Origin of the sequence: Micromonospora sp. NPDC047738 (assembly GCF_040642675.1) — a bacterium.
Lineage (GTDB): Bacteria > Actinomycetota > Actinomycetes > Mycobacteriales > Micromonosporaceae > Micromonospora.
This window is the reverse complement of the sequence record NZ_JBEYSO010000009.1, coordinates 12,610-27,833: the sequence shown is the minus strand read 5'-3', so window position 1 is coordinate 27,833 and position 15,224 is coordinate 12,610. Positions and strand designations below refer to the sequence as shown.

General features: G+C 72.0%; 19 protein-coding genes, 1 pseudogene and 1 riboswitch. Of the genes and pseudogenes, 3 read left to right on the top strand and 17 right to left on the bottom strand.

Features of this window, described 5'->3' with window-relative positions; all coding sequences use genetic code 11:
• Positions 1-24: 24 nt before the first annotated feature.
• A riboswitch (glycine riboswitch) is annotated at positions 25-124 on the bottom strand.
• A 63-nt stretch (positions 125-187) separates the two neighbouring features.
• The 16 genes and pseudogenes from ABZ783_RS16600 to ABZ783_RS16525 all read right to left on the bottom strand — a co-directional run bounded on the left by ABZ783_RS16600 (position 188) and on the right by ABZ783_RS16525 (position 13,193).
• Positions 188-1,049 (bottom strand): annotated as a pseudogene (locus ABZ783_RS16600) (NAD-dependent protein deacetylase).
• A 197-nt stretch (positions 1,050-1,246) separates the two neighbouring features.
• Positions 1,247-1,981, bottom strand: a complete 735-nt coding sequence (locus tag ABZ783_RS16595; RefSeq protein WP_357438591.1) for a cell division protein DivIVA — start codon at positions 1,979-1,981, stop codon at positions 1,247-1,249.
• Positions 1,982-2,033: 52 nt separating this feature from the next.
• Positions 2,034-3,200 (bottom strand): globin domain-containing protein, encoded by a 1,167-nt coding sequence (locus tag ABZ783_RS16590; RefSeq protein WP_357438589.1) that lies wholly within the window; start codon positions 3,198-3,200, stop codon positions 2,034-2,036.
• A 2-nt stretch (positions 3,201-3,202) separates the two neighbouring features.
• Positions 3,203-3,598, bottom strand: coding sequence for a group 1 truncated hemoglobin (locus ABZ783_RS16585; RefSeq protein WP_073833173.1), 396 nt, complete (start codon positions 3,596-3,598; stop codon positions 3,203-3,205).
• Between the two features lie 504 nt (positions 3,599-4,102).
• Positions 4,103-4,666 (bottom strand): MerR family transcriptional regulator, encoded by a 564-nt coding sequence (locus tag ABZ783_RS16580; RefSeq protein ID WP_357439254.1) that lies wholly within the window; start codon positions 4,664-4,666, stop codon positions 4,103-4,105.
• Positions 4,667-4,910: 244 nt separating this feature from the next.
• Positions 4,911-5,375, bottom strand: coding sequence for a bifunctional nuclease family protein (locus ABZ783_RS16575; protein WP_073833177.1), 465 nt, complete (start codon positions 5,373-5,375; stop codon positions 4,911-4,913).
• A 211-nt stretch (positions 5,376-5,586) separates the two neighbouring features.
• Positions 5,587-6,288, bottom strand: a complete 702-nt coding sequence (locus ABZ783_RS16570) for a MerR family transcriptional regulator (RefSeq protein WP_357438586.1) — start codon at positions 6,286-6,288, stop codon at positions 5,587-5,589.
• 50 nt (positions 6,289-6,338) lie between these two features.
• Positions 6,339-6,791, bottom strand: a complete 453-nt coding sequence (locus ABZ783_RS16565; protein WP_088962138.1) for an FHA domain-containing protein — start codon at positions 6,789-6,791, stop codon at positions 6,339-6,341.
• 217 nt (positions 6,792-7,008) lie between these two features.
• Complete coding sequence (gcvH, locus tag ABZ783_RS16560) at positions 7,009-7,389, bottom strand: glycine cleavage system protein GcvH (protein WP_357438583.1); 381 nt, start codon at positions 7,387-7,389, stop codon at positions 7,009-7,011.
• A gap of 57 nt (positions 7,390-7,446) precedes the next feature.
• Positions 7,447-8,358, bottom strand: coding sequence for a DUF881 domain-containing protein (locus ABZ783_RS16555; protein WP_357438580.1), 912 nt, complete (start codon positions 8,356-8,358; stop codon positions 7,447-7,449).
• A 6-nt stretch (positions 8,359-8,364) separates the two neighbouring features.
• Complete coding sequence (locus ABZ783_RS16550; protein WP_073833183.1) at positions 8,365-8,697, bottom strand: small basic family protein; 333 nt, start codon at positions 8,695-8,697, stop codon at positions 8,365-8,367.
• Positions 8,694-9,641 carry a DUF881 domain-containing protein gene (locus tag ABZ783_RS16545; RefSeq protein ID WP_357438577.1) on the bottom strand — a complete coding sequence of 316 codons (948 nt, stop codon included), beginning with the start codon at positions 9,639-9,641 and terminating at the stop codon, positions 8,694-8,696. The genes ABZ783_RS16550 and ABZ783_RS16545 overlap by 4 nt, the downstream gene beginning before the upstream one ends.
• Positions 9,638-10,222 (bottom strand): CDP-alcohol phosphatidyltransferase family protein, encoded by a 585-nt coding sequence (locus ABZ783_RS16540; RefSeq protein WP_241825077.1) that lies wholly within the window; start codon positions 10,220-10,222, stop codon positions 9,638-9,640. The genes ABZ783_RS16545 and ABZ783_RS16540 overlap by 4 nt, the downstream gene beginning before the upstream one ends.
• Positions 10,223-10,605: 383 nt before the next feature.
• Positions 10,606-11,076, bottom strand: a complete 471-nt coding sequence (locus tag ABZ783_RS16535) for a MarR family transcriptional regulator (protein ID WP_357438574.1) — start codon at positions 11,074-11,076, stop codon at positions 10,606-10,608.
• A gap of 36 nt (positions 11,077-11,112) precedes the next feature.
• A complete protein-coding gene (locus tag ABZ783_RS16530; protein ID WP_357439249.1) occupies positions 11,113-12,300 on the bottom strand; it encodes a PP2C family protein-serine/threonine phosphatase in 1,188 nt (395 codons plus the stop codon).
• Between the two features lie 146 nt (positions 12,301-12,446).
• Positions 12,447-13,193, bottom strand: coding sequence for an SAM-dependent methyltransferase (locus ABZ783_RS16525; protein WP_357438571.1), 747 nt, complete (start codon positions 13,191-13,193; stop codon positions 12,447-12,449).
• 129 nt (positions 13,194-13,322) lie between these two features.
• Between ABZ783_RS16525 and ABZ783_RS16520 the strand changes: the two genes are divergently transcribed.
• The 3 genes from ABZ783_RS16520 to ABZ783_RS16510 are packed head-to-tail and all read left to right on the top strand — an operon-like array spanning position 13,323 to position 14,947.
• The gene (locus ABZ783_RS16520) at positions 13,323-14,204 is read left to right on the top strand and encodes a universal stress protein (protein WP_357438569.1); all 882 of its coding nucleotides are present in this window, start codon (positions 13,323-13,325) and stop codon (positions 14,202-14,204) included.
• Between the two features lie 60 nt (positions 14,205-14,264).
• A complete protein-coding gene (locus ABZ783_RS16515; RefSeq protein ID WP_073833194.1) occupies positions 14,265-14,474 on the top strand; it encodes a phosphatidylethanolamine-binding protein in 210 nt (69 codons plus the stop codon).
• Positions 14,471-14,947, top strand: coding sequence for a hypothetical protein (locus tag ABZ783_RS16510; protein ID WP_357438566.1), 477 nt, complete (start codon positions 14,471-14,473; stop codon positions 14,945-14,947). The genes ABZ783_RS16515 and ABZ783_RS16510 overlap by 4 nt, the downstream gene beginning before the upstream one ends.
• Here the strand turns inward: ABZ783_RS16510 and ABZ783_RS16505 are convergent.
• Complete coding sequence (locus ABZ783_RS16505) at positions 14,944-15,153, bottom strand: hypothetical protein (protein WP_073833196.1); 210 nt, start codon at positions 15,151-15,153, stop codon at positions 14,944-14,946. The genes ABZ783_RS16510 and ABZ783_RS16505 overlap by 4 nt on opposite strands.
• Positions 15,154-15,224 lie beyond the last annotated feature (71 nt).

The following is a 15,224-nucleotide window of genomic DNA, read 5'->3' as shown; positions in this document are numbered from 1 at the left end:
GTCGCGCTGACGCGCTCCACAGTGCCTGCCCACGTGGTCCTTTTGCCTGAGAGGTTCCGGGGAGGAATCTGCCCCTTCGGCGCCGTCCGGGTGGTTTCCGGGCGGTCTCTCCCGCGTGGGTGGTACCGGCATGGTCAACGCTACCAGCGACCGGGTTTCCGGCTCATCTCCGACCCTGCCGGCCGCCCTACACCGCGGCCGGCTCCCCGGCGACGCCGCTCACGGCGGGCGCCCCGATCCGGTCGGCCAGCGCGGGCAGCACCTCACCCAGCGGCCGGTCCACCCGCACGGTGGCGTGCCCGTCGCCGCGAGTCGGCCCCTGGTTGACGATGGCCACCGGGATGCCCAGCTTCGCCGCCCGGATCACGAACCGCCGCCCGGACATCACCGTCAACGACGAGCCGAGCACCAGCAGCGCCCGAGCCCGCTCGACCAGGGCGAAACAGTCGGCGACCCGGGATGCCGGCACGGTCTCGCCGAAGAACACCACGTCCGGTTTCAGCATGCCGGTGCCGCAGACACCGCAGTCGAGGGTGCGGAACCCGGCCACCGCCCCGTCGGGCAGGTCGACGTCACCGTCGGGGTTGACGTGGGCGACCTGCGCGGCGAAGCCCGGGTTCGCCTCCCGCAGCCGCCGGTCCAGTTCCTCCCGGGAGGTCAGGTTGCCGCAGTCCAGGCAGATCACCTCGTCGAGACGGCCGTGCAGCTCGACCACCCCGCTGCTGCCGGCGGCGGTGTGCAGCCCGTCCACGTTCTGGGTGATGATCCCGCCGACCAGGCCCGCGTGCTGCAACCGGGCCACCGCCCGGTGCCCGGCGTTCGGGGCGGCCCGCGCGATCAGCCGCCACCCCAGGTGGCTGCGCGCCCAGTACCGCCGCCGCGCGTCCGGGTCCCCGGAACGCCTGGTACGTCATCGGGGTGTGCCGGCGGGCGGCGCCGCTGGGCCCCCGGTAGTCCGGGATGCCCGACTCGGTGGACAACCCGGCGCCGCTGAGCACCACGACGTCACCGGCGCCCACCAGCCCGGCCAACACGTCGATCTCCGTCACCCGTCCATGCTGCCTCAGCCGCCGCCCCGGCTCCCACCGGGTGACCGCCCTCACCCGCCCAGGCGACGACCCCCACCGGCGGGACCCGCCCGCGGCCGAGGGTCGGCAGGCGGTGCGGCTCACCCCGGTAGCCGACCAGGTGGCATCGTCGCGGCGGTCCCGGGTCGGCCCACCGGCGGGCGGGCCGACCCCGGGGATCAGCGCTGCTGGTGGCGGGGCGGCAACGCCACCCGCACCCGGCCGCCGCCCACCGGCGCGGTGCCCACCTGGCCGCCGACCGGCGCAGCGCCGGCGGCCGCCGGAACCCCGGTGACCTCCGCGGCGATCCGCTCCATGGTCCGCGCCAGCTGCTCACTGCCGTCGTCGAGGTGCCGGGCCGCCGCCTGCATGTGCGAGATCATCATCTCGCCGAAGATCCGCAGCGCCTCCCGCGTCGCCACGGAGTCGTCGAAGCTCGCGCCGGCGTTGCTGCGGTAGTCCGCCACCGCCCGCTCGGCCTCCTGCTTCGCCTCCTCCGCCGCCGCCCGCATGTAGCTCTCGTACTGCATCCGCGCGTACTCGGCCACCCGCTGGGCGTAGTCGTGCGCCTGCGCGATGATCTGCTCGGCCTCCCGCTGCGCCGCCGACAGCAGGTTGACCTCCTTCGCCGCGGGCAGCTTCGCCCCCGTACTCGGGATCACCCCGTGCCGGTGCAGCTCCAGATGGTCGTTGAGCCGCTCGTTCTCCGCCCGCAGGTTCGCCACCTGCGTCGCCAGCACATCCAGCTCATCGGCCACCTGCATCCGGAACCGGTCCACGTCCGTGGGCTCGTACCCACGGCGGGTGAACGACGCCGCGCCGAACTCCCACCGCCGCACCCGGTCCGAGGTCAACCGGACCTGCACGCTGGAGACCTGGCCCCCGTCATACCTGCTGATCGGGGTTGCGCTCACCGGGCGCCCCTTTCGTTCGCGACTGCGGGCCTCGCAAGCTCACTCCTCGCGCTCACCGGACACCTCCGGAATCGTCAGAGGCGGTCGCGGTCCGCCACGTCGGCCCGTACCAGTGCTTGCCGAAACCCTCATGGTGAAGCTGACCCTGGTGGTAGCCCGCCCTGGTCAACGTCGTCACCGAATGATGGACCATCTCGTCCGAGCCGCAGATGTACACGTGCCGGGACCGCCAGTCCCCGTCGGCCAGCGCCCGGTCCACCACGTGCCCGAACTCCCCCGGCCGCTGAAGGTCCGTACCCACCACGTAGGTGACCGCCAACCACGGATACGACGCCACCAGCTTCTCGATCGCCTCGTTGTCGTAGAACTCGCCAGGCGACCGGGCTCCCACATACAGATCGACCCGGCGCCGAGACCCCTCCGCCGCGACCTGCTCCACCAGGGACTTCAGCGGGGCCCAGCCGGTGCCGCTGCCCAGCAGCAGCAGATCGGAGGTGCCGGCCGGCCACAGCGTCAACCGGTCCCCCACCGGGGCGGCCAGGTGGACCTGGTCACCCACCGCGCACCCGTACACCAGCCGCGACGACACCGCGCCGCCCGGCGCCGCGCGCACGTGCAGCTCCAGCGTGCCGTCCGCCCGGGGCGCGTTCGCCGGCGAGTAGTACCGCCACGCCCGCACCGCCGGATGGGACACCCCGATCGACTGGCCCGGCGCGAACGGCAGCAGGTACTGCGGGCGCAGCGTCAGCACCGCCAGATCGAACGCCCGCCGCTCATGCCCGAGAACCTCGGCCACCCACCACGGCGGGTTCACCGCCTCGGCCGCCTGCGCCGCGTCGATCATCACCTGCGACACCAGCCCGTACGCGGCCGTCCAGTCCTGCGCCAGCTCGTCGGTCCACGCCTCGCCGAGGAAATGCTGCAACGTCGCGACCAGCGCTTCACCGACCGCCGGGTAGTGCTCCGGGCGCACCGCGAACTTGCGGTGGTCGGCGCCGAGATCCTGCAGGAACCCGACCAGGCTGTCGACCTGGTCCACGTGGGACACGATGTGCCCCAACGCGGTCACCAGCCGATCCCGCTGCCCGGCCATGTTCGTGGGGAACATCTGCCGGGTCTCCGGATGGGACAGGAACAACATGGAATAGAAATAGAGCGGCACCTGGTCGCCGTGCGCGGCGACCAGGGACCAACTCTGCTTCAGTCGTGCCGCATCCACACTCAGACGCCCGTTCCGCGTCCCTGGGCCACCACCTGGTCCTGCACCTTCTCCAGGACGACCTGCACGTAGCCGATGATGTCGCCCGGCACGCCCAGCTCCGTCAGCGTCGCCGTCAGGTGCTCACCGACCTTGACGTAGTGCGCCACCGGAATGTTCAACGGCTGGTGCACCTCGGCCAGCTCACGGCCCTCGTACTCGTTCGGTCCGCCGAGCACCACGGTGAGCATCAACGCGAGGTGCCGCCGCTGCTCGGCCATGTTGAGCTCGGTGAAGTAGCCGGCCAGCTCCGGGTCGGCGAGCACCTTGTCGTAGAACAGGGCCACCGCCGCCTTGACCGAACTGGCGCCGCCAATCCGCTCGTAGTGGGACGGCGCGGTCTCTTCAATAACCGTCACGGTCGTTCCTTCCAGGGTGAAAGGCCGCGCGACTCGGCGCGGAGGGGCAACCGGTCGGCTGGCGGGAGGTGCCGTAACGTTCAGTGCCAGCGCGACCGTGTGGGACCTTAGCGCGCCATCCGGATAAAGGCACGGCCGGCCTATCAGATTTTTGACAACCGCCGACCGGCCAGCGTCGTCATCAGCCGGAAGGACGTTTCATCGTCGGGCCCACCCGACAATGTCAGTGCGTCACCGGCGGTGGACCTGTCCACGTGACACCCTCCACCCTGGACCGCGCCGACCAGCTACCGCCGCGCCCGGCCGACGACGGGCTGTGATCACCGTAGACGTCATCCGGCACGGCACCCCGTCGCGCCGGGCCACCGGTCCCACCCATCGGACCAGCCCGGCCAACCACCAGCCGGCCCGACACGCAGCGCAATAAAGAATCGCGTCGGGCTCCAGCCACGACGCGATTCCACACACCGGCCCCGACGGAACCCCCGCCGACGGACCGCCAGCTCAGCCCGCCCGACGACGCGCCCGACGTGCCGCCAACTCGTCACCCACCGACTCCGTCGACGGCGACTCCGCCGACTCCTCGCCAGCACGACCCGACGAATCCGCCGGCTCCGCCGGCAGCGTCGACAACGACCCCTGGATTTCCTTGAACGCGCCACCGATCGCGATGCCGAACACCCCCTGGCCGCCCTGCAACAGGTCGACCACCTCCTCCGGCGACCGGCACTCGTACACCGACGTCCCATCGGAGATCAACGTGATGCCCGCCAGGTCCTCCACCCCACGCGACCGCAACGCCTCGATCGCCCTACGGATGTTCTGCAACGACACCCCGGCGTCCAACAGCCGCTTCACGACCTTCAACACCACCAGGTCGCGGAAGGAGTACAACCGGGACGTCCCCGACCCCGACGCGTCCCGCACGCTCGGCACCACCAGGCCCGTACGAGCCCAGTAGTCCAACTGCCGGTAACTGATGCCCACCGCGTGACAGGCCGTCACGCCCCGGTAGCCCACCTCGCCGTCACCGCCCGGCGCGGGCGCCACACCCGCCTGCTGCTCCATACCCGGACCAGGATCTCGCGGCTCGTGCATCCGGACAACCTCCCCGCCCGTGCGGTGACACGCCGCCTCTCCGCGCACGTGCACCCCTCGACACCGCAACCCTATCGCCGCACCAAGGAGTTACCACGCACGAACCACCGCGACACGCCGCGCAACCACCAGGAAGATCACCCACAGCAAGCGACGCTCACCCACCGTGACACCAGTACGCCCGGCCACCGAACCCACCCGGGCCGACCACCAGTCAGCCCGCGAAATCCTCCGGCCGCACCTGCTCCAGGAACTCCCGGAACTTCTCCACCTCGTCCTCCTGCTCGTCCGGGATCACGATCCCCGCCTCACTGAGGACCTGCTCCGCACAACGAATCGGAGCCCCCACCCGCAACGCCAACGCGATGGAGTCACTCGGCCGCGCCGACACCCGCACCCCGTCACCGATCAACAGATCGGCGTAGAAGACGTTCTCCTTCAACTCGGTGATCTCCACCGCCCGCAACGGCGCCTGCAACGCCGCCAACACGTCCCGCAAAAGATCATGCGTCAACGGCCGCGCCGGCTTGACCCCCTGCTGCTCGTAGGCGATCGCCGTCGCCTCGACCGCGCCGATCCAGATCGGCAGATAGCGGTCCCCCTCGACCTCCCGCAGCAGGACGATCGGCTGGTTGCTGGGCAGCTCCACCCGAACTCCGACCACGCTCAGCTCGCGCACCGCCGCCTCCGTGTCGTTGTCACCTACGCCCGCACCGCGCCCTTCCCTGCACGGTACACGGACCGCGACACGAGAGTCCCGTGCGCTACGTGCACCACGCCTCGCCAGAACGGGTTACCCCGGCAAGCCTACGACACGCTTCCCGAGCCAGATCTTTCCGCGCCCACCGACAGCAGAGGCCGGGCGCCCCCACGACACCCGGCCCCACACCTCATCGACCCAACGTCGACCGCAGCCCCACCCGCACCAACGCCGCGTGCAACTGCTGCGACAACGCCACCAACTCCCGTGCCGTCTCCGCCGCCCGCGCCCGCGCCGCCGGATCACTCTGCCGCGCCAACGGCGCCACCAACTGCGCGAACAGACCGACCTCCCGATCCGCCGCCGTCCGGTACCCCCGCAGATGCCGCGGCTCCAACCCGTACGCCGCCAACCCCGCCACCGCCCGCGCGATGATCAACGCATCCGCGTCGTACCAACCCGGCGGATCCGACACCAGCACACCGAGCCGCTCCAACTCGGCCAGCGTCGACTCGTCGACACCACTACGGGAGATCAGATCCGCCCGCCCCAGCCGCACTTCCGACGACTCGGCGGGCTCCGCCCCGTCCCGACCCGGCACCTCACCACCGGGACCGACCGCCACCAACGCCGGCCGCTGCCGCCCCGGCGCCGCACCCGACGCGTCCCACTCCGCCAACTGATCACGGATCACCCGCAACGGCAGATACTGGTCCCGCTGCGCGGTCAACACGAACCGCAACCGCGCCACATCGTCCCAGCTGTACTTCCGATACCCCGCCGGCGTCCGCTGCGGCTCCACCAGGCCCTCGGCCTCCAGAAACCGCAACTTCGAGATGGTGACGTCCGGGAACTCCGCCCGCAACTGCGCCAACACCTCACCGATACTCATCAGCGGTGTGGCACGCGCCGCCCCGGACGGCGTCGAAGCCGCAGGCCCGTTCACCCCCGGCCGGCCTCCTCCTCCGGACGCGGACCGGCGATGAACACCACCCGGAACTTACCGATCTGCACCTCGTCACCATTGCTCAACGTGGCCGCCTCGACCCGCTCCCGATTCACGTACGTGCCGTTCAAACTGCCCACGTCCCGCACCGTGAACGTGCCACCGTCCCGGTGAAACTCGGCGTGCCGCCGCGACACCGTCACGTCATCGAGGAAAATGTCACTGTCCGGGTGCCGCCCACTCGTCGTCACATCGTGATCCAACAAGAACCGGGCACCCGCATTCGGACCGCGACGAACCACCAGCAGCGCCATCCCCGGCGGCAACGAACCGGACATCCGGCTCGGCACCACATCGGTGTCCGGACCCTCCAGCACTTCGTCGAGCGAACCGAGATTGAGCGTAGAAGTGACGTCGAGCGGGGGGAACTCGTCGCCTGGGCGCGTCATGGGGACCACCTCACGGATCTGTTCGGTCGGCGTCGGGGTAATGGCGGGTCTGGCCGCCGGGCAGTCACACACCCGGCGGCTGGCTCCCCGTGCCCGGGAAGGCGCATTCCACAACGCTCAACTATCGGCTTTTCGGTCGACTGGGCGAGCCTAGCCAGCGCCGAAAATCAGGGCAACCGGACGCGCGGAGAACCAACCCCGCCGCCCGCAACGACAATCAGCTCTCAGTGAGCTCGCGGTACGCAGCAGCGGTCAACAAACCCTCGACCACCGCCGGATCATCCGCGGTGATCTCCACCAACCACCCCGCACCGTACGGGTCCGTGTTGATCACCTCAGGCGTGTCGGTCAACGCCTCGTTGCGCGCCGACACCGTGCCACTCACCGGCGCGTAGATCTCCGACACACTCTTGGTCGACTCGATCTCACCCAGCGACTCACCCGCCGCCACCACCGCACCCTCGTCCGGCAACTGGACGAACACGATGTCACCCAGAGCGTCCTGAGCGAAGTGCGTGATACCGACCCGGACGGCACCGCCGTCACCACCCGCCACCCACTCGTGCTCGGCGGTGTACCGCAGATCCTCAGGAATCACCAGCTGCGTCCTTCATCATCGGTGCACCGGGGGGAAAACCGGCGCGGCCCCGACCGGTCAGGAAACCGGCCGGGCGTGTTCCAGCTTGATCGGCGCGTGCAACTGCGAAACCTCCACAGCCTCACGATCCTCAACGATCACGTTACCGCCGGCATCCGTCACCGATGCGACCACCCCGCCGGGAATGTTCAACGCGGTACGCATCGTCGCCGGATCACCGATCACCAGGACCGTGTACGGACCGCTCAACCGCCGCCCGTCCACCACCAGGCCACCACCCTGCCCGTCCACGAAATAGGTCGACGCGATGATCCGCACCGCCGTCCCATCCGCCCCGGCGATCTGCATGGCCTCCGCGCCCGCACCCCGCAACTCCTGCACCGCGTCCAGAATCCGCGTCGACGCCAACGCCTTCTCGCCACCCTCGAACCGCACCGACAGACCCGGCCCCACCGCCGGCAACGTACCCGCCAGGATGCCCAGCTCGTCCGCCCGCCGCGTCGCCTCCTCCAACGCCGCCGCCCGACCCTGCTCACCCGAGCGCAACTGCCGCTGGCTCTCCTCCAACGCCGCGATGTCCTGCCGCAGCCGCCGCTCCCGCGAATCCAGATCCGACGAGATCCGGACCAGGTCCTCCTCCCGCGTCGCCGCCAGCGTCGGATCCGTCGACGTCGTCTTCAACTGCACCACCAGGGTGAACCCCAGCAACGCCAGCAGCACCGCGATCATCGCCCCCGCCGACGTCAACCGCCGCGACACCGACTTCGCCGTCGCCGTCGCCGACCCGTCCGGCGCGTCACCCGCCGGCGGGTCCTCCGCCTCCCGCTCCGACGGCGCCAACGGGCTCAACTCGTCCGGATCCGGCGCGTCCGGGCGCGGATCCGGCTCACTCGCCGGACCCGACGGCCGCGCCGGCTTCTCCGGCTCCGGCCAACCCGTGCCCGTCTCCCGGTGCTCCTCGCTCATCACCACAACCTACGCCCGGAACAAGTGCCGACGGATCGCCGCCACGTTCCCGAAGATGCGCACCCCGAGCACGACCACCACACCGGTGGACAACTGACCGCCCACACCCAACTGGTCACCCAGGTACACGATCACCCCCGCCACCAACACGTTCGAGATGAACGACACCACGAACTGCTTGTCGTCGAAGATCCGGTCCAGCTTCGCCCGTACGCCACCGAACACCGCGTCCAGCGCGGCCACCACGGCGATCGGCAGATACGGCTGCAACGCCGCCGGCACGGTGGGGTCCAGATACACCCCGAGCAGCACACCGGCGAACAACGCCAGCACCGCGATCATCGGCCACCTCCGGAGGGGCTGGGAGACGTCCGCGAACCGGACGGCCCCGGACTGGTCGAACCGGCGACACCCGAACCCGACGGAGACGGGCTCGGACTCACCGAGGGCTCGGCGTAGATTAGCCGCGGCTGCGGCGCGGCCGGCAGCGTGAGGTCGTCGACGTCCTTCACACCGAACGACAACCCGGTGGTCCGCGCCACGTCGCGCATCAAGTCCGCCGCCCGGCTGCCGTCGAACTTGTCCCGCATCGACCCCGGACCGATCGCCGTCACCTCGTACGGGCTCGTCACCGGGCGGTAGTCGACCAGGATCGCCTCACCCGCAGAACGGATCGTCGACGTGGCCGTCAGCCGCTGCCCGTTGACCGCGACCGCCTCCGCGCCCGCCGCCCACAACGCGTTCGCCACCTTCTGCAGGTCCGAGTACAACACCCGGGACGGACCGGCGTCCGCACCGGTCACCGCGTCCTTGTCCGCCGCAGCGTCGGCCAACCGCACCACCACACCGTCACCGCGCACCCGGCCCAGGCCCGTACCCGCCTCCAGGTTGCGCAACCGGGACGCCTGCGAACCACTCAACGCCGCGTCCCGCTGCCGGCCGACCTCCTCGCGCAGCTGGTCCGCCCGCTCGGTCAACCGGTCCGTCTCGGCCTCCCGCTGCTTGATCTCGGCGATCAGCCCGGCCCGCGCCTTCGCCCGGCTCGGCTGCTCCGCGATCGTCTCCCGGTACGCCACCGCGAACAGAAACCCGATCACCACGAGCACCACCAGGCTGACCGGACGGGCCAGCAGCCGCCGCAACCGCGACGTCGGCCCCTCCCGGCGCCGCGCCGCCGCGTCGGCGTACCCGGGATCGAGCGGGTTACGGAACAGCTCGGTGAGGAAGTCCGGGGCGTACGACCGCGCCGACGGGTCCCCGGCCCGCTCCCGCGGCGCCAGGCTCATGCCGCCGCTCCCGCGCGCCGCGCCCGCATCTCGCGGACCAGGCGGCTGGCCTGCACCACGTACATGCCCCCGGCCACCCAGTAGAGCACCAGACCCCACCAGGCCAGGCCCCAGCCGATCGCCCCGGCCGCCGTGGCGATGCTCGGCGCGGCGGCGGCCAACAGCAGGGTCGGGAACGCGGCCAGCAGCAGGAACGTCGCCGTCTTGCCGACGTAATGCACCGGCGGTGGGCCGTAACCGTAGCGGCGCAGCACCCCGAGCGACCCCAGCAGGAGCAGCTCGCGCGCCAGCAGCGCTGCGGTGAACTGCCACGGCACCACCTCGCGCGCGGTGAACGCCAGCAGCGTGGCCAGGATGTAGAGCCGGTCGGCGAGCGGGTCGAGCAGCTCCCCCAGCCGGCTGACCTGGTGCAGCCGGCGGGCGATCCAGCCGTCCACCCAGTCGCTGGTGCCGCCGATCGCCAGCACAACGATCGCCGCGACGTCGGCCCGGACCACGAGGAAGAGGTAGAGGAACAGCGGCACGCCGACGAGCCGGACGAAGCTGATCACGTTCGGCAGGGTGAGGACACGGTCGACCACCACCGCCGTCGCACCGCCGGGAGCCGGATGCTCCGATGGAGCCGGCCGACGCGACACCGAACCCTCCCTTCGCAGCACGGCCCGGGACCGACCACGATCGGCCGCTCCTTCGGACGTGCGCGTTGCCGGCCGGTCAGTGCCGGCGCCCTCTGTGATCCCGGGCTGGGACCTCCCCGATGCGGCCCGCGGTCGTGTCGATCGCGGGCCGGCCAGTTGCGCTGCCACTATATCGGGCCGCTCCGGCGTGCCCGGGGCCCGCTTTCGGTCGGGGTGGCCGTGTCTGTCTTCTGTGTGGCGGCGCACCACCCGTAGGGCATCCTAGGACACTAGTCGAAAGGCGGAACGCAGGCCGAAATCGTGTGCTGCGTGGGCGAGCGCCGGAGTCAGGCCGTGCGGGCGGTGGAGTCGGCAGCCGCCTGCTGAGCGCCGAGCGCCGCCGCCTGGCTGAACGCGATCAGGGCCACCAGCAGTTCGTGCTGGACCCGGTGGGGCATCCGGTCCAGCACCGCCTGGACCGCGCTGTGGCGCCGCTCCTTCAGGTCCCGCAACAGGCTCTCGGCCGCGGCGGTGGGGATCAGCCGCACCTCGCGCCGGTCGCGGGGATCGGCCACCCGGCGCAGTAGGCCGACCGCCTCCAGCCGGTCACAGAGCCGGCTGGCCGAGGACGGTACGACGTCCAGCAGCTCGGCCAGCCGGTTCACGTTGGTCTCCGGATGGGCCATGATCAGCGACAGCACGCGGAGCTGGGTCGGCGAGACGCTCACGGTGTGCCGGGGGGCCGCGGAGTCGAGCACACCGATGAGCGCCTCGGCAGCCGCATCGATGGCCGCGGCAAGATTCGGAGATCGCTCCACCCGATGTCCCCTGCGATGTTCGCCCCGCCGGTCTGGTCACTGCCCGTCGGCGTCGTCCGGAGGGCTGGAACCGCGCCAGTCCAGGCAGACGATCACCGCGTCGTCACGGAGATCCGCGTCGGCGTGGTACGCGTGCAGTTCGCGCATCACCGTACCAACTGCTTCGGCCGCTGGCTGCAACCGAGTGGACCGCATCGATCGCGCCATGGCCCGTTCCCCGTACGGCTCCTGCCCGTCCGGCTGTGCCGCGTACACGCCGTCGCTGACCACGAAGAGCCGGTCCCCCGGCTCGACCGTGAACTCCTGCACCTCGTACCGCGTCTCGGCGAACATGCCGAGCGGCAACTGCTGCTCCAGCGGAACCGGGGAGACGGCGCCGCCGCGCAGCCGCAGCACGTGCGGCGAACCCGCGTCGACCGCCCGGACCACGCCCCGCCGGGTGTCCAGCTCCAGCAACAGCGTGGCCACGTGCCGGCTCCCCCGCTGCTGGTAGAAGATGGTGTCCGAGGCCAGCTCGGCCTGCTCCACCAGGCTTCCGCCCGAGCGCCGGGCGTTGCGCATCGCGTTGACGGTCACCGTGGTCAGCAGCGACGCGGCCAGGCCGCTGCCGGCACCGTTGAGCACCGAGACGGTGAGCCGGTCGCTGTCGACCGACCAGTCGAAGTGGTCGCCGCCCACGGTGTACGCCGGTTCGAGCTGCCCGGCCAGCACGAAGTCGCCGTGCGTGACGCTGCGCCCGGGCAGCAGGTCCCACTGCATCTCCGCCGCCATGCTGAGCCGTTCCCGCCGGCGGGCCCGCCGATACCGGTCGGTCCCCCGGTCCGCGGCCCGCAGCGCCACCGCCAGGTCGCCAGCGACGTCCCGGGCCACCTCCACCACCGCCGCGTCCGGGTTCACCGGCAGCTCCAGCATCAGCACCCCGAGCCGCTCACCCCACACCGACAGCGGCAGGTAGACCCGGCAGCGACCGCCCTCGCCGCTGTCCAACACCGGCTGTTGACTGCTGAAACAGCGCTGCGCCACGCCCTGGCAGGCGAGAAAGCCGCCGTCCGGCAGGTCCGGGTCGAGCACCGGCCAGAGGCCGCTGAACCCGTAGTCGGCGATGAACACCTCGGTCCGCGACGCGTCCAGCGCCAGGCGGATCGCCCGGTCGGCCTCCTCCGCCAACTGGTCGGGCGGCGCCGCGCGCAGGGCACGCGACACCTGTCCGGGCGCATCCGGCATGCTCATCCTCCGAAGGCGACTATTGCTGCGGAGCAAGCATCATACGGAGGGCGCTGCACGGCCGGCCGCCCCGGTTCCCCGCCGGCTCGCCAGCGGGTCGACGGTGGCAGGTCCGGGACAGACCGGAGGGCCGGAAACGCCCGCGGTCAACCGCCGGGCTTGGCGGCCACCGCGCCGTAGAAGGCGTCCGGCACCGGAGCGGGCGCACCCGCCGGACGCCACTCGGCGACCGGCACGATGCCGTCCACCGTGGGCTGCCAGCGGCCGAGCAGCGGCGCGAACCCGGCCGGCGGTCGCATCCGGAACGCCGGACCCATCATGGCCAGCGCCTCCGGATGCCCGGCCAACTCCTCGCTGTCGAAGTCGATCGCCAGGAAGCTGCCCGGCGCGACCGCCTCGTACAGCTCGTCGAGGGTGCGGGCCAGGGTGGCGTCGTCCAGGAACGCGGCCAGCCCGAGGAAGACCACGCCGACCGGCCGGCGTCCCCACCCGGGCACGAAGCGGTGCAGCTGGGCCGGGTCAATGGTGCCGATGTCGGTGGCGTCGCCGAAGCCGTACCCGGCGCGGTCGCTGTCGGCGAGCAGGCGCTGGCCGAGGCGGATGGTCACCGGGTCGACGTCGGTGTAGAGCACGGTGGCGTCCGGGGCGACCTCGTGCACGTTGCCGCGGGTCGGCACGCCGGCGCCGAAGACCAGGAACCCGTCCACCCCGGCGCCGGCGATCGACCGGACCGCCCGGCCGAGGAAGTCCCGCAACGAGCGGAAGATCTCCGCGCAGGGCCCGTACGCCCCCTCGAAGGCGCGGGCCGCGGCCACGTCCACCGGAAAGTGGTGCTCGCCGCCGAGCCAAAAGTCGATCATGCGGGCAGTGCTCGGCTGGTCGGGCTCGGCCATCGACGAGGCTCCCTTCCTCGGGCGGTGGTCGACAGCGTACCCAGGGGTCGGCTCCTTCGGTATCGCCCCGGCGACGCACAACCGGCCGCGATACTGGCCGCGGGCGTCCGGCGGCCAGGAGGTGCAGCGGTGAACTCGGCGAACGGCGCGGCGGTGGTGGTCGGCGTCGACGGCTCGGAGCCGGCGCGGCGGGCCGTCCGGCTGGCCGCGGCCGAGGCCGCCCGACGGCACCGGCCGCTGCGGGTCGTGCACGCGTTCATCTGGCCGCTGCTGCGCGTACCGGTGACCCCGCCCGCCGGGGCGCCGCCCGGCGGCGGGCTGCGGCACCAGGCGGAGCAGCTGGTCGCCGCGGCCGTCGCCGAGGCGGAGGCGGCAGCGCCCGGGGTACGGGTCTCCGGCGAGATCATCGACGGCGAGGCCTCCGCGGTGCTGCTCGGTGAGACCCCCAGCGCCACGATGCTCGTGCTCGGCGACCGCGGCCTCGGCGGATTCGCCGCCCTGGTGGTCGGCTCAGTGGCCGTCCAGGTCGCCGCACACGCCGACTGCCCGGTGCTGGTGGCCCGCGGCGCGCAGCGGCCAGCAGGGGCGGTGGTGGTCGGGGTCGACGGCTCCCCGCCGTCCCGGGCCGCCGTCGAGTTCGCCGCCGAGGAGGCGGCGCTGCGCGGCGCCCCGCTGCACGCCGTGCTCGCCTACACGCATCCGGTCTCCACCGGTCCCGGCGACATGCAGCCGCTGGTCTACCAGGAGAACCGGCTGCACGACGAGGAGGACCAGGTCCTCGCCCGGTCGCTCACCGGGCTGGCCGAGCGCCACCCGGGGGTGCCGGTGACCCGGGAAGCGGTGCACGGCCGGCCGGTCGCCGTGCTCACCGAGGCCGCCCGCGACGCCCAGCTGATGGTCGTCGGTGGGCAGGGCCGGGGCGAGCTGAGCGGGCTGCTGCTGGGGTCGGTGAGCCAGGGCGTGCTGCACCACGCCGACTGCCCGGTCGCGGTGGTCCGCTCCCCCGGCTGAACGGTTGGCGCCGCTGTCGGCGGGTAGACGGTGCGGGTACCCACACCGGAGGAGGCAGCGATGCCAGGACCACGGCCGGGCAGCAACGCGTACGACAAGGAGCGGGCGCGGCTACGCGATCTGATCGAGAATTCCGGGCGGGCCGCCGACCAGGAGGCGAACCAGGTGGCGAACCGGATCCTCCAGGACGACCGCGGCCAGCGGGGCATCGTCCGGGGAGAACGGACGTTCGGCCCCAAGGGTGAGCGCGAACCGGGCGACCCGAAGTGAGGGCGGCACCCGTGGTCGACGGCGCCATCGCGGGCGCCGTCGGCACCGCCACGTTGAACGTCGTCACGTTTTTGGACATGGTGGTTCGGGCCCGCCCGTCGAGCAGCACCCCGGACGAGACCGCCGGGCGGATGGCCCACGCCGCGCACATCGACCTCGGGCCCGAGGAGAAGGCGGCGAACCGCCGGTCCGGGCTCGGGGCCGTCCTCGGCTACGGCACCGGCATCGCCGCCGGCGCCGTGTTCGGAGTGCTCGCCGCCCGTCGCCGCATCCCGCTGCCGCTCGCCGCGGGACTGCTCGGCGGCGGGGTGATGGCCACCACCGACGGGTCGATCGCCGCCCTCGGCGTGAGCGACCCCCGGACCTGGCGGCCGAAGGACTGGCTGTCCGACATCGTGCCGCACCTGGCGTACGGAATGGCGACCGCAGCCACCTGGCGGAGGCTGCGGCCGCCGTCTCGGCGGCGCCGTTAGCGCCGCCGGCCGCTCTCGTCGTCAGCCACCGGCTGACCGGCCGGACCGTACGGCGACACCTGTCCCTTCGGAACCGGCCGCCCCACGTCCGCGTTGGACGTGCCCTTGTTGCGCGGATGCCCGCTCACCTGAAGGCCCTCACGGCTGTCCTGGCTGGTCGCGCCCTTGTCGTTGCGGCGGAGTTCCTCCTGCTGCGGCTTGACCACAGGTCTCTCCTTCCCAGTGGGAGCACACGGCGTGGGCCGCGTACCTGATCGGCGTACCCGCCGCCGCCCAG

Coding starts and splice junctions, on each gene's coding strand:
- ABZ783_RS16580 (WP_357439254.1), bottom strand. CDS start 4,666: ATGGAGCAGCAGGCGGGTGTGGCGCCCGCGCCGGGCGGTGACGGCGAG.
- ABZ783_RS16570 (WP_357438586.1), bottom strand. CDS start 6,288: ATGAGTATCGGTGAGGTGTTGGCGCAGTTGCGGGCGGAGTTCCCGGAC.
- ABZ783_RS16565 (WP_088962138.1), bottom strand. CDS start 6,791: ATGACGCGCCCAGGCGACGAGTTCCCCCCGCTCGACGTCACTTCTACG.
- ABZ783_RS16550 (WP_073833183.1), bottom strand. CDS start 8,697: ATGATCGCGGTGCTGGCGTTGTTCGCCGGTGTGCTGCTCGGGGTGTAT.
- ABZ783_RS16545 (WP_357438577.1), bottom strand. CDS start 9,641: ATGAGCCTGGCGCCGCGGGAGCGGGCCGGGGACCCGTCGGCGCGGTCG.
- ABZ783_RS16530 (WP_357439249.1), bottom strand. CDS start 12,300: ATGCCGGATGCGCCCGGACAGGTGTCGCGTGCCCTGCGCGCGGCGCCG.
- ABZ783_RS16525 (WP_357438571.1), bottom strand. CDS start 13,193: ATGGCCGAGCCCGACCAGCCGAGCACTGCCCGCATGATCGACTTTTGG.
- ABZ783_RS16515 (WP_073833194.1), top strand. CDS start 14,265: ATGCCAGGACCACGGCCGGGCAGCAACGCGTACGACAAGGAGCGGGCG.